Origin of the sequence: Lewinella sp. IMCC34183 (genome assembly GCF_003390915.1) — a bacterium.
Lineage (GTDB): Bacteria > Bacteroidota > Bacteroidia > Chitinophagales > Saprospiraceae > Neolewinella.
The window spans coordinates 420,948-433,364 of record NZ_QMEM01000003.1 but is presented as its reverse complement, the minus strand read 5'-3'; the positions used below and the strand labels follow the sequence as shown (position 1 = coordinate 433,364).

At 63.6% G+C, this 12,417-nt stretch carries 12 protein-coding genes; 2 read left to right on the top strand and 10 right to left on the bottom strand.

The features are described from left to right. Window positions 1-41: 41 nt before the first annotated feature. From DQG19_RS09405 to DQG19_RS09360, 10 genes are all read right to left on the bottom strand, one after another. Window positions 42-2,555, bottom strand: a complete 2,514-nt coding sequence (locus DQG19_RS09405) for an AsmA-like C-terminal region-containing protein (RefSeq protein ID WP_116126001.1) — start codon at window positions 2,553-2,555, stop codon at window positions 42-44. Window positions 2,556-2,577: 22 nt separating this feature from the next. Then, window positions 2,578-3,483: a 4-hydroxy-tetrahydrodipicolinate synthase gene (gene dapA, locus DQG19_RS09400; RefSeq protein ID WP_116126000.1), complete on the bottom strand. Its 906-nt coding sequence runs from the start codon at window positions 3,481-3,483 to the stop codon at window positions 2,578-2,580. Between the two features lie 60 nt (window positions 3,484-3,543). Beyond that, window positions 3,544-4,500 (bottom strand): acetyl-CoA carboxylase carboxyltransferase subunit alpha, encoded by a 957-nt coding sequence (locus tag DQG19_RS09395; protein ID WP_116125999.1) that lies wholly within the window; start codon window positions 4,498-4,500, stop codon window positions 3,544-3,546. 90 nt (window positions 4,501-4,590) lie between these two features. Beyond that, on the bottom strand, window positions 4,591-5,520 hold the full coding sequence (locus DQG19_RS09390; protein WP_116125998.1) for a hypothetical protein: 930 nt from the start codon (window positions 5,518-5,520) through the stop codon (window positions 4,591-4,593). A 100-nt stretch (window positions 5,521-5,620) separates the two neighbouring features. Continuing rightward, window positions 5,621-6,706 (bottom strand): magnesium/cobalt transporter CorA, encoded by a 1,086-nt coding sequence (corA, locus tag DQG19_RS09385; protein WP_116125997.1) that lies wholly within the window; start codon window positions 6,704-6,706, stop codon window positions 5,621-5,623. A gap of 15 nt (window positions 6,707-6,721) precedes the next feature. Further along, the gene (gene accC, locus DQG19_RS09380) at window positions 6,722-8,074 is read right to left on the bottom strand and encodes an acetyl-CoA carboxylase biotin carboxylase subunit (protein WP_116125996.1); all 1,353 of its coding nucleotides are present in this window, start codon (window positions 8,072-8,074) and stop codon (window positions 6,722-6,724) included. Between the two features lie 7 nt (window positions 8,075-8,081). Then, window positions 8,082-8,633, bottom strand: coding sequence for an acetyl-CoA carboxylase biotin carboxyl carrier protein (gene accB, locus DQG19_RS09375; RefSeq protein ID WP_116125995.1), 552 nt, complete (start codon window positions 8,631-8,633; stop codon window positions 8,082-8,084). Between the two features lie 17 nt (window positions 8,634-8,650). Further along, window positions 8,651-9,211: an elongation factor P gene (efp, locus tag DQG19_RS09370; RefSeq protein ID WP_116125994.1), complete on the bottom strand. Its 561-nt coding sequence runs from the start codon at window positions 9,209-9,211 to the stop codon at window positions 8,651-8,653. Window positions 9,212-9,291: 80 nt separating this feature from the next. Continuing rightward, the gene (gene radC, locus DQG19_RS09365) at window positions 9,292-10,011 is read right to left on the bottom strand and encodes a RadC family protein (RefSeq protein ID WP_232826471.1); all 720 of its coding nucleotides are present in this window, start codon (window positions 10,009-10,011) and stop codon (window positions 9,292-9,294) included. Between the two features lie 68 nt (window positions 10,012-10,079). After that, window positions 10,080-10,514 carry an NUDIX domain-containing protein gene (locus DQG19_RS09360; RefSeq protein ID WP_116125992.1) on the bottom strand — a complete coding sequence of 145 codons (435 nt, stop codon included), beginning with the start codon at window positions 10,512-10,514 and terminating at the stop codon, window positions 10,080-10,082. Between the two features lie 118 nt (window positions 10,515-10,632). On the opposite strand from DQG19_RS09360, the gene DQG19_RS09355 reads away from it, so the two are divergent. Together DQG19_RS09355 and DQG19_RS09350 are read left to right on the top strand one after the other, a co-directional pair. Further along, window positions 10,633-11,718, top strand: a complete 1,086-nt coding sequence (locus DQG19_RS09355) for a PLP-dependent cysteine synthase family protein (protein ID WP_116125991.1) — start codon at window positions 10,633-10,635, stop codon at window positions 11,716-11,718. A 35-nt stretch (window positions 11,719-11,753) separates the two neighbouring features. Then, on the top strand, window positions 11,754-12,416 hold the full coding sequence (locus tag DQG19_RS09350; protein WP_116125990.1) for a sterol desaturase family protein: 663 nt from the start codon (window positions 11,754-11,756) through the stop codon (window positions 12,414-12,416). Window position 12,417 lies beyond the last annotated feature (1 nt).

The following is a 12,417-nucleotide window of genomic DNA, read 5'->3' as shown; positions in this document are numbered from 1 at the left end:
AGACAGGCACATAACGCGGCGGGGAGGCCGGGTGTTATGACCTATTCCGTCAGGTCCCCGTCGTCCACCCGGGGCAACAACTCGATCGGGGTGCGGAAGCGCTCTTCCAGGGTCTGGCGGATGCGTTCGCTGCGGTAGGTGCTACGCCGGAAGTCGTTCTTCACGGCCTGTTTGTCGGTCTCTACCCGGTAGGTCTCCAGCGGGCCGACGATGGTATAGTACAGGTTGAACAATCCGTTGCGGGCGGGCAGCACCTCCAGGTTGTCGTCGTGGCGGCTGATCTTGTTGGCGATCACCTGCCCCGCATTTACCTTGATGTAGTACTCCAGGTACTGATCGAAGGTGTGGCTCCCGCTGAGGGTGAGGTTGATGGCGCTGCTCTGCACGAGCATGGCCGGCAGGTAGACCGTACCGTCCGTGATCTCGATGTAGTTGGCCAGGCGGGTAAAGCGGACGCGTTCCAGGTCGCCCGCCTTAAGGGCGAAAGCGAAGTTTTCCAGCAGGGCGAAGTCGTGCAGCTCTCCGTCCAGGATCTCCAGGCCGGCGAGGGCCTGCAGGCGGTCGTAATCCAGGTTACCTTCCTCGTCGTAGTAGAGGTACAGGATCATCCGGGCGTTGAGCCGGCCCGTGAGATTGTCCGCGGTAAGGAAATCCTGGGTAAAGTTGTCGTTCTGGTAGAAGAACTGGTAGGCATCCACGTCCGTAGCCGTGATGCGGGCCTCGGTGCGGGTGAGCCGCCCGAAATCGGTGATGGCGTCCACCCGGAACTCGCCCTCCATCGCGCGGCTGCTGCCCCGCACCGCCAGCCGGCCGGGGGTAAAAACGAGTTGCCCGCGGAAGGATTCCCCCTCCAGCTTGTCCCAGGTCCAGTTATCGATGTCGGCCTCAAAGGTGCCGTTGAGCAATTCGGTCACCCGGGCCCGCTGCTCCCGCGCCCGCCGCCCGAGGCTGTCGAGGGAGGTGGAGTCGCCGGCGGCGGTTTCGAGGTCTTTCTCACTGGGGTCGCTCAGTGCCAGCCACTCCGCGACGTCGAGGCGGTCGCCCGTGAGGGTTGCCGTGAAGTTCAGGGTGGCATCGCGGCTATTCAGGCTGTCGGCGAAGAGGACCGGCACGAGGTTAGTGGCTTCCCCGGTGAAGGCGAGGCTGCTTTCGCCGGTTTCCACCCGCAGTTCGGTTACCCTAAGGGCGTTGTCGTCCAGCAGCAGGTCACCGGCGGGCACGCGGATCTCGCGGCCGTTGACGGTGAGGCTACCGTCCTCGAAGGTGAGCCGGCCGGTCGACGCCACACGCCCCATGCGGCGGGGCTCCACCATGTCGGCGTAGCGGCCGCTGAGGGTCAGGCCGTCGAAGCGCAGGAGGCCGTCGCCGTCGGTAATGGTGGTCCCGTCCAGGAAGGCCGGCAGGGTAGTGAGGGGCAGGCTGCCGTCGGCGCTGAAGGTGATCACCGGATCGTTGAGGTCCTCGAGCCGCAGCTTGAGGTCGAAGGGCTCCCCGCGGAAGTTACCCGTGAGTTGGTCGATGGCAAAGGTTTGTACGCCGCCCCGCGGTCCGTCCACGTAGGCGAAGGTGGCGTCGAGGTTGAGGTCGCGGGCGCCGACGTTCATGCGGGGGCTGCCGAGGCGGCCGTCGGTGAAGGTCAGCCGGCCGTCGATGCGGGGGTAGGTCCTCGCGGTCCAGGCACCGGCCACGTCTGCGGTCAGGGCCAGGTCGCCGCGGGTCTCGAGTTCGCCCAGCGTGCGGGCGTAGGCGGGCGGCAGCAGGGCAAACACGTCCTCCAGGTTGCCGCTGGTGCTGCTGAGGTGGAGGGTGGTGGCCAGGCCGTCCTCGGTGGGCGTGAGTACGCCGGTGGCTTCCACGGTGAAGTCCCCGGCGTAGAGGCGCAGGGGCGTCAGGGTGTAGCTGCCCGCGGCGTGGTCGATGGTGGCCTGGCCGAGCAGGCGCAGGGTCTCGTCGCTCAAATAGCGGTAACCGTCCTGGTCAAGGTAATCAACGAAGAGGTCGGCGTCGGTGGCCAGGGTGTATGCGCGTGCGCCGAAATCGCCGCTGAAGGAGGCATCGGTCACCGTCAGGAACGCCTCGGTGCGCAGCTGCCGGTCCTCGTAGTGCAGGGCTACGTCGGCCAGGCGGGCTTCACTGATTTCGAATTCCACGGCACCTGCGTCCCCGTCCGCTTCCAGGGGGGCGGTGAAGAGATAGTTGGGGTTGCCGTCGACGTCGGTAAGGAGGTACAGCTCGCCGTGCTCTACGACGATACCGCGGATGCGCACCTTGCCGAAGAGGCTGCTGAGGTCGAGGCGGCAGGCCAGGCGGTCGCTGCGCAGGAGCTGGCTGCCGTCGCTGCCGGCCACGGTCACCCCGCGCAGGTCGGCGGAGAGGTAGGGGAAGGAACGGAGGAGGCTGAGGTCGGAGCGTTCGATGACGATCTCGGTACGCAACTGCTGGTTGAGGGCGGCCACCACGCGGCGGGCGATGGGGTCGCCGAAAAACTGGACGATCAGTACCAGCCCGGCAAGCAGGAGCAGCAAGAGGAGACCCGTGATCCGGAGGAAGCGCATACGGGAGAAGTTACGGCCCTTTCTACAGGTCCAGGCCGGGTACCCGGCTAAGGACCCGACGCAGTTCGGCCTGTTTGGGCGCGCTCAGGGGAACGAGCGGCACCCGGAGGTAATTTTCACAGAGGCCGAGTTCGGCCACCGCCGCCTTGATGCCGACGGGGTTGCCCTCGCAGTACAGGAGGGGGTGGATGTCGTGCAGCTCGAAGTTGAGGCGGCGTACTTCCGGCCAGTCGTCGGTGAGGGCGGCGCGGATCATCCGGCTGAAGTGTTCGGGCAGGGCATTGGCGATCACGCTGATGCCGCCGTGGCCGCCGAGAGCGATCATGGCGGGGGCCAGGGGGTCGTCGCCCGACAGCACACCGAAGTGCTCCGGGCGGTGGCGGAGGATCTCGGTGGCCTGGGCCAGGACGCCGCTTGCCTCCTTCACCGCCGCAAAGCGATCGCTGGCCTCGGCCAGGCGGAGGACGGTCTCGGGGAGTACGTTGCTGCTGGTGCGGCCGGGCACGTTGTAGATGATGAGGGGGCGCGGGGCGGCCTCGGCCACCCGCATGAAGTGCTGGTAGATGCCCTCCTGCGGGGGTTTGCTGTAGGCGGGGCTACTCGACATGATGCCGGCCACGCCGTCGAAGTTGTACTCGGAGATGAAGCGGACCAGTTTCTCCGTGTAGTTGCCGCCGAAGAAGCCCGCTACGATGGGTACCCGCCCATCGACGTGGCGGAGGGTGAAGTCCAGGATCTCCCGGCATTCCTGGGTGCTGAGGGTGATGGCCTCACCGGTGGTGCCGAGGCATACCAGGTAGTCCACGCCCCCCGTGATGACGTAGTCGATGAGGCGCTTCAGGGAAGGGTAGTCGATCGACTTGTCTGCCAGGAAGGGCGTGATGAGGGCGACGCCGGTGCCGCTGAAGGGGGGGAGGGGAGCTTGCATGGGATTCTCGGGGCGGTAAAGGGCCGCAAGGTACACCCGGCGGCCGGGAGCGGGCCGGGGCTAGTCGGCCTGGGTGACGCGGCCGATGGCGACGTACTTTTCGATCCGGTCATCGACCATCTGGTCGACGGATTTTTCCTGAATGGCGGCGATGGCCTTCTTGAGTTGCCGCTTAAGGGTCTTGGCCATCTCCTCGGGGGCCATATGGGCGCCGCCCTGGGGTTCCTTGACGATCTCGTCGACGATCCCGAAGCCCTTCATGTCCTCAGCAGTGAGCTTGAGGGCCTCGGCGGCCTGCTCCTTGAAGTCCCAGGACCGCCACAGGATGCTGCTGCAGCTCTCGGGCGAGATGACGGAGTACCACGTATTTTCGAGCATCATAACGTGGTCGCCCAGGCCGATGCCGATGGCGCCGCCGCTGGCCCCCTCGCCGATCACGGCGCAGACCACGGGCACGCGCAGCTGGGCCATCTCGAACAGGTTGCGGGCGATGGCCTCGGCCTGTCCGCGCTCCTCGGCCTCGATGCCGGGGAAGGCCCCGGGGGTATCGATGAGGGAGATCACCGGGAAGCCGAAGCGCTCGGCCAACTTCATGAGGCGCAAGGCCTTGCGGTAGCCTTCGGGGTTGGCCATGCCGAAGTTGCGGTACTGGCGCATCTTGGTGTTGACGCCCTTCTGGTGGCCGATGAAGACTACGGTCTGCCCGTCGAGGTTGCCGATGCCGCCCACGATGGCTTTGTCGTCGCCGTAGTGCCGGTCGCCGTGGAGCTCGACGAACTTGCGGCACATCTGCTCGATGTAGAAAAGCGTGTAGGGGCGCTCGGGGTGGCGGCTCAGCTGCACCCGCTGCCAACCGGTGAGGTTGCTGTAGATGTCGCGGCGCGTCTGCTTAATCTTACTCTCGAGCTCCTCGATGGTAGATTGCATATCGACCACGCCATCCTCGCCTACGTCCTTCACTTTTTCAAGTTGTTCGTAGAGCTTTTCTAGCGGTTTTTCAAATTCCAGAAACACCATGGTAGTCGTTTAGTCTTGTGGTAGGGCGTTGTGGTACGGTGGTCGGGAGTCCAACGGTACCGTAGTTAGGCAGTACGGTAGTACCGCTTGCTACCGTAACTGAACCTTGGCCGAGCCGAGCATACCGACGTCGGTGTAGATCTCGGCGCGGTAGAAGCCCTCCGCGAGCTTGTCGTCAAGCTCGTGCGTAAAGGTGAGGCGCTGGTTGCGCTCGAGGTTCACGTCGCGGCCCTCCAGGGCGATAATATCCTTCTCCGCGCCGTTGACGACGCTCTTGGCCCGTACGGGGTTGTCGCTGATGACGGGGGTGGCGCGCTCGTCGGTCAGGACGAGGTAGATCGGCCGCACGCCCAGGTACTCGCGGGGTACGTCCGTCAGGTCAAAGCTGACCGTGATGCGGCGGGCACGGCTGGCGTTCGCCGTGTTGGAACCGTTCTTGCGCAGCAGGTCGACCTGCATCGCGGAGGCGCGGAAAGCGCCGAGGGTCATGCGTTCCAGGTCAGCTTCCATACTCTCGTTCATCCGGCTGAGGTTATCGGCGACCTTGGTGGCCTCGTAGGCTTCGGTTTTTGCCGTGGAGAGGTCGCGGCGCAGGGCCACGTTGCTTTCCCGCAGGGTCTGGTTCTCGGTCTCGAGTTCGGTGATGCTCGTTTCCAGCATGGTCCGGACGTTGATGAGGTCCTCGATCTGCAGGCGCATTTGGTAGGCCACGTTGTTGTCGTTCTCGCGGCTGCGCTGGGCCTGCCGCATGTCGTAGAGCGCACGCTTGGCGGTTTCCTGGGCGTCGGTCAGTTCTCCCTGCAGCTGGGCGTTCTCCTCGCTTACCTGGGTGAAGGCCTGATCGAGGCTGTCGACCGACTGCATCAGGTTATCGCGCAGGACGGCCAGCTGATCGGCCTCGCCCGATTTTTCGGTGTAATCGGCCTCCAACTTGCTCTTGGTTGTGACGCCCCAAATGAGGGTACCGACGAAAAGCAGGGCCAGAATAACGGCGATAATGGTGAGAGTACGCTTGTTCATGGGCGCGAACGCTTTGTTGTTGAGGGCGCAAATTTACGAAGCCAAATCGGCTTTGCCGTCCCGACCCGCGGAATCGGTGCCCGCAGGTCCGCCGGCCGGCCTATATCCAGCGGCGGCTGCGGAACCATCCGAGCATGCCCAGAATCACGCAGATCATCACGCCCCACAGCACGAAATAGCCGTAGCGCGTGTGCAGCTCGGGCATGTTGTCCCAGTTCATGCCGTACACGCCGACCAGGAAGCTGAGCGGGATGAAGATGGTCGAGACGATGGTCAGCGTCTGCATTACGCTGTTCATGCGGAAGCTGATCTCGCTGACGTAGAGGTCGTACAGTCCGTTGGTCACGTCGCGGTAGGTTTCCACCAGGTCGGTGATCTGGATGACGTGGTCCCGGAGGTCGGCCACGTACAGCTGCGTATCCTCGGTAATGAGCTTGCTCTCGTTGTCGCCGAAGCGGGTCATGAGCTCTCGCAGCGGGCTGATGCTTTTACGCAGCGTCAGGAGAGCCAGCCGCAGGTCGTGGATCTTGGACTTGGTGGACATTTCCGGGGAGCGCATGATCGTGTCCTCGAGCTTGTCCAGCTCGCCCTCGATCTGGTCGATGACGGTGAAGTACTTGTCGACCACGTTGTCCACCAGGGCGTAGGCCAGGTAATCCGGTCCCCGGGTGCGGATGCGGCCGCTGGAGGTTTCCAGGCGCTTGCGTACGCTCTTGAACAGGTCGCCGGCGTCCTCCTGGAAGGTGAGTACGGTGTCCTGGGAGAGGTATATACCGACCTGCTCGATACTGAGGTCGCGTGTTTCCGGCGCGAAGGCGAAGGCCTTGATGATGATCAGTACGCCGTCGGAGAAGATCTCCATCTTGGGGCGCTGCTGCACGTCCACCACGTCCTCCAGCGCCAGCGGGTGCATGCCGTGCTGCTTGCCCAGGCGCTCCACCAGGGCGATGTCGTGGAGGCCCCGTACGTCGTACCAGCGGGTGGCGGTTTCGCCGTGGGCCTCGGGCAGGTCGTCGTCGGCCGTCTGCACGTCGAAGAACTCCCCCCGGTACTCCGTCAGGTGCACGAGCACCTCCTCCATGTGCCGCTCCCCGGTGTAGACCATGGTGCCGGGCGGGGCGCCGGCCTTTCTCCGGGGCAGGATGGCCCGCTCTTCGACGGACCGCAGGAGATTGGAGATGCGCATGGCGGGAGTGGTTGCTTATCCTTTGGGCAGTTCCTGCTGGCCGAGCCAGCCGGTATCGAAGTTGCCCTCGCGGAAATCCTCCTGCCGCAGCAGCCACTGGTGGAAGGGGACGGTGGTCTTGATGCCCTCCACGATGAACTCGTCGAGCGCCCGCTCCATCTTCGTGATGGCCTCCGCGCGCGTGGGGGCGCGGACGATCAGCTTGGCGATCATGCTATCGTAGTAGGGGCTCACGGTATAGCCTGCGTATACGTGGGTATCGACGCGTACGCCGTGCCCCTTGGAGCTGTGGAAGCTGGTGATCTTGCCCGGGCTGGGCCGGAAGTCGCGCCACGGGTCCTCGGCGTTGATGCGGCACTCCATGACGTGGCCCTTCGGCGTATAGTTCTTTCCGGAGAGCTTTTCGCCGTAGGCGACCTTGATCTGCTCCTTGATCAGGTCGTGGTCGATGGATTCCTCCGTGACCGGGTGCTCGACCTGGATGCGGGTGTTCATCTCCATGAAGTAGAAGTTGCGGTCGGCGTCGACCAGGAACTCCACGGTACCCACGCCTTCGTAGCCGATGGCCTCCCCCGCCTTGATGGCGGCTTCGCCCATGCGCTGCCGCAGCTCGTCGGTCATGAAGGGGCTGGGGCATTCCTCGAGCAGTTTCTGGTGGCGCCGCTGCACCGAGCAGTCGCGCTCGCTCAGGTGAATGACGGTACCGTACTGGTCGCCGATCACCTGAATCTCGATGTGGCGGGGCTGTACGATGTACTTCTCCATGTAGATGCCGTCGTTGCCGAAACTGGCCTTGGCCTCGGCGCGGGCGCTGTTCCAGGCGTTGACGAAGTCTTCCTTCCGTTTGACGATCCGCATGCCCTTGCCGCCGCCGCCGGCGGTGGCCTTGATCATGACGGGGTAACCCATCTTCTCGGCGCGTTCGATGCCGTCTTCGGCGCTCTTGAGGAGGGTGCCGTCGCCGGGGACCACGGGTACGCCGGCGCGGATCATGGTTTCCTTGGCGGTGATCTTGTCGCCCATGTTCCGGATGTGCTCCGGGGAGGGGCCGATGAACTTGATGCCGTAGTCCTGGCAGATCTCGGCGAAGTCGGCGTTCTCGCTCAGGAATCCGTAGCCGGGGTGCACCGCGTCGGCGTTGGTGATTTCCACCGCGGCCATGATCTTGGGGATGCTGAGGTAGCTGTCGGCCGAGGCGGGCGGGCCGATGCAGACGGCCTCGTCGGCGAAGCGCACGTGCAGGCTCTCGCGGTCGGCGGTGGAGTAGATGGCCACGGTTTTGATGCCCATTTCCCGGCAGGTACGGATGATCCGCAGGGCGATCTCGCCGCGGTTGGCGATAAGTATCTTGTTAAATTTCTTAGCCATACTGGGTTCAGGAGGGGTCTATCAGGAACAGGGGCTGGTCGTACTCGATCGGCTGGGCGTCTTCGACGAGCACCTTGACGATCTTGCCGGCTACTTCCGACTCGATCTCGTTGAACAGCTTCATCGCCTCGACGATGCAGACGGTATCGCCCTTGGCGATCCGGTCGCCGACCTTGACGTAGACCGGCTTGTCGGGCGAAGAGGAACGGTAGAACGTACCGATCATGGGAGACTTCACCTCGAGGAGGTTGGCGGTATTGGTGGATTCATCCGATGCCTCTGTTCCCCCCGCGGCGGCTGCGGCGGCGGGCGCAGGTGCGGCGGCAGGCGCGGGAGCGGCGGCCGGTGGCTGCTGCGCCGGAGCGTATCCCTGACCGAGGGTCGGGGTGGGTACGTTGATGATCGACGGCACGGCGGGTGCGGCGGCGCCCGGAGTGGAAACGGGGTTATAGGATTTTCCCCGGATGTGAAGCGTAACCTGCTCGTCCTTGTATTTGAACTCCGATACCTCGGTCTTGGCGATCAGTTTGATGAGTTCCTGAATGTCTTTAAGCGTCATGCGTTGGGCGTTGAGGGTTACACGCGGCTCTGGTACGAGCCACTGCGAGTATCTATCTTAATTTTGTCTCCGGTGTTCACGAACAGCGGCACGCGAACTTCCGCTCCCGTTTCGATGGTGGCGGGCTTGAGGGTATTGGTGGCGGTATCGCCCTTGACCCCCGGCTCGGTGTAGGTGACCTCCATTTCCACGTACTGCGGCAGGTCCACCGTAAGCGGGACGTTGTCTTCCGTATTGTAGAGGACCTCGATGGTATCACCCTCGCGCATGAAGCCGGCATTGTCGATCATGGCCTCCTGGATGGTGGCCTGCTCGTAGCTTTCGGCGTTCATGAAGTGGAAGCCCATCTCGTCCTTGTACAGGTACTGCATCTTGTGGCGCTCTACCCGCACCTCTTCGACCTTGTGGCCGGAGGGGAAGGTTTCGCTGAGAACGCGGCCGGTGGAGAGGCTCTTGATCTTGGTGCGCACGAAGGCGGCGCCCTTGCCCGGCTTCACGTGCTGAAATTCGACTACGCTGTAGATATCGTGGTTGTGACGGAAGGTGAATCCGTTTTTTATATCTGAGGTGGAGGCCATTTGGATTGGTTTAGCGCTTCGGCCAATGTAAGAAATTGGGCCGGATCGATTTAGGAAGCGCGAAGATATGCTTTCTGTTCTTATCCCGTTTCGCCGTCCAGCAATTGGTGGTCGGCGAAGCTGTAGTAGCGCGGGCCCGCCACGATGACGTGGTCCAGCAGGTGGAGGTCGAGGTCGCGCGCGGCGCGGCCCAGCTTGGCGGTGAGCCGCACGTCGGCCGCGCTGGGGTGCGCCTGCCCGCTCGGGTGGTTGTGGGCCAGCACCAGGGAGGTGACGCTGCCGTGCTGCAGCGCGGTGCGGAAGATCGTACGCGCGTCGGCCACCGTGCCCGTCGTACCGCCGCGGCTGATGACGTGGGCGCCGAGCAGGCGGTTGGCGCGGTTGAGGCATAGCAGGTGGAACTCCTCGTGGTGGAGGTCCGCCAGCAGCGGCCGCAGGTACCGGTAGCAGCTGCCGCTGTCGCAAAGCAGCGGAAGGTCGCGGTGGGGGGAGGCCTCGCGGCGGCGGCCCAGCTCGAGCGCCGCCACCACCTGCATGGCCTTGACGGGCCCCACGCCCGGCGTGCGGGTCAGGTCCTGCAGCTGCCGGCGCGACAGCTCGTGCAGGTCGTGGTCACAAGCCAGCAGCAGCCGGCGCGCCAGGTCGAGGGCGGAGGCGCCGCGCACGCCGTTGCGCAGCAGGATGGCCAGCAGTTCGGCATCGGTGAGGGAGCGGGGGCCGCGGCGGCGCAGCTTCTCGCGGGGCTGCTCCTCGGCGGCGAGGTCGCGGATGCGCAGGCAGGTATCGGGGGTAGGAGTCACGGTCACAGGTAGGCTACGGACCGGAGGCGGGGACAACAACGCACCCGCAAGATAGGGCGCCCGCGGGATTATTTCTCCATCTCCGAGTAGAGCCGGCCCCGGCTGTAGGCTTTGAGCACGTGCCGTACGGTGGTCGTCAGGTTGGGGGGCAGGGAGTCGTAGGGCTGCCATTCCACGTTTTCGAACTTCTTGCGCTCGCGGCTCTCGATCTCGCCCTCGTAGTGGTGGGCCCGGAAATAGAGCACGATACGGTGGCCCTTCTTCTTTTTCGGGTACCGCTTGTGCAGCACGTGGACGAGGGTCAGGTCGGCCGGCGTCAGCTCGATGCCCGCCTCCTCGTAGCTTTCCCGGATCAGGCTCTCCACGGCGTACTCCTTGCGTTCGATCGTGCCCCCCACGAGGCTGTAGTTGCCCCCGTTCGGTTTGGTCTGTTTGAGGAGGAGAATGCGACCGCGGTCCTCGAGAATGAGTCTGGCCTTCAGGGAGACTTTAAATTTAGCCATGTAAGGGGGTGACGTATGTTTCCAGAACCTAAGCGCCCACAATATACCCAACCACTGCCAGTGCTGCGACGTTAATGCCGTAGCTACTACCTTTGCCCCGCTTACTAACCCCCCCTTTATGCGCCACGACAGTGTACTACAAGCCATCGGCAATACTCCGCTGATTCGTCTCGACCGCATTTGTGGCACCCGCATTCCGGCTACCGTTTACGGCAAGATGGAGTCCATGAACCCGGGGCAGTCCGCCAAGGACCGCGCCGCGCTGTACATGATCGAACAGGCCGAACGCAAGGGGCGTATCCAGGCCGGTGCCACCCTCATCGAGGCGACCAGCGGCAACACCGGGTTCAGTATCGCCATGATCGCGGCCATCAAAGGCTACAAGTGTATCCTGACCCTGTCGGATAAGGCGGGGCCCGAGAAGCAGGCCCTGCTGAAGGCCCTCGGCGCCAAAATCGTCCTCTGCCCGAAGGACGCCGCGCCCGAGGACCCCGAGTCATACTATAGCCGTGCCGAGGAGCTGGCCGGTACCATCCCCAATAGCTTCTACCTGCGGCAAAACTGGAACCTCGACAACAGCGGTGCGCACTACCACAGCACCGGCCCCGAGATCTGGGAAGACACCGAGGGGAAGATCACCCACTACGTCTGCTGCGCCGGCACCGGAGGAACCCTGTCCGGCACGGCCCGGTACCTGAAGGAGCAAAACCCCGACGTGACCGTGGTCGGCGTCGACGCCTACGGATCGGTACTCAAGAAGTACTGGCAGACCGGTGTATTCGACCCCAATGAGATCTTCAGCTGGAAGGTGGAGGGCCTCGGCAAGACCATTATCCCGGACAACGTGGCCTTCGACCTCATCGACGAGTTCATCAAGGTAGGCGACCGCGCCGCCGCCCTCCGTGCCCGGGAACTGGCGCAGCGGGAAGGCCTGCTGCTGGGGTACAGCAGCGGGGCCGCCCTGGAGGCGGTGTTCTCGATGCGCAAGCAACTGACGCCGGACGATACGGTGGTGGTCCTTTTCCCCGACCACGGCAGTAAGTACCTCGGGAAGATATTCAACGACGCCTGGATGCAGGAGCAGGGATACCTCAAGCCCAACGGAGAGCCGGCTTCCTACAGCGTCAAGCATTTGCAGCGGATGTACCGCGTGTACAAGCGTATGTACGGACGCAAGATCAAGCAACGCCTGAACTTGGTCTGAATATCGGGTAGTATTCACTAACATAACCGATACCCATGAAAGCCCGCACTCAGAAGTTTAAGTCGAACACTGACACCTCTCCGCCGATGTTCGAGAACAAGTTGCTCGACCGGTTGACCCAGACCCACATCGCCACGCCGATCGTTATCTTTTTCCTGTACGCTATCGGACTGCTCTGGTACACGGAGACCCACACCGCTATCCCCGTACTGACCGTAATGGGCCTCTTCCTGGCGGGCATACTGGGCTTCACCTTTACCGAGTACGCCGTACACCGCTGGGTGTACCACCCCCCGCACGGGGCCTCCGACGCTTATAAGCAGGCTACGTACAAGATGCACGGGATGCACCACGACTACCCGAAGGACAAGCGCCGGCTGGCCATGCCGCCACTGGTCGCTATTTTCCTGGCTACCTCGCTGCTCTTCCTGTTCGAGTTGGTACTGGGTGAATACTCCTTTTCCTACCTGGCCGGCTTCGTGGTCGGCTACGCGCTGTACCTGGTTGTCCACTACACCGTACACATCTACGCCCCGCCGCGCAACTTCCTACGTGCGCTCTGGGTCAACCACTCCATCCACCACTACAGCGAAGACGACGTGCTCTTCGGCGTGTCCAATCCCCTGTGGGATTACGTTTTCGGTACCATGCCCCACTCCGAAAAGGACAAGCGGATGGCCCGGGAAATCCACCGATAAC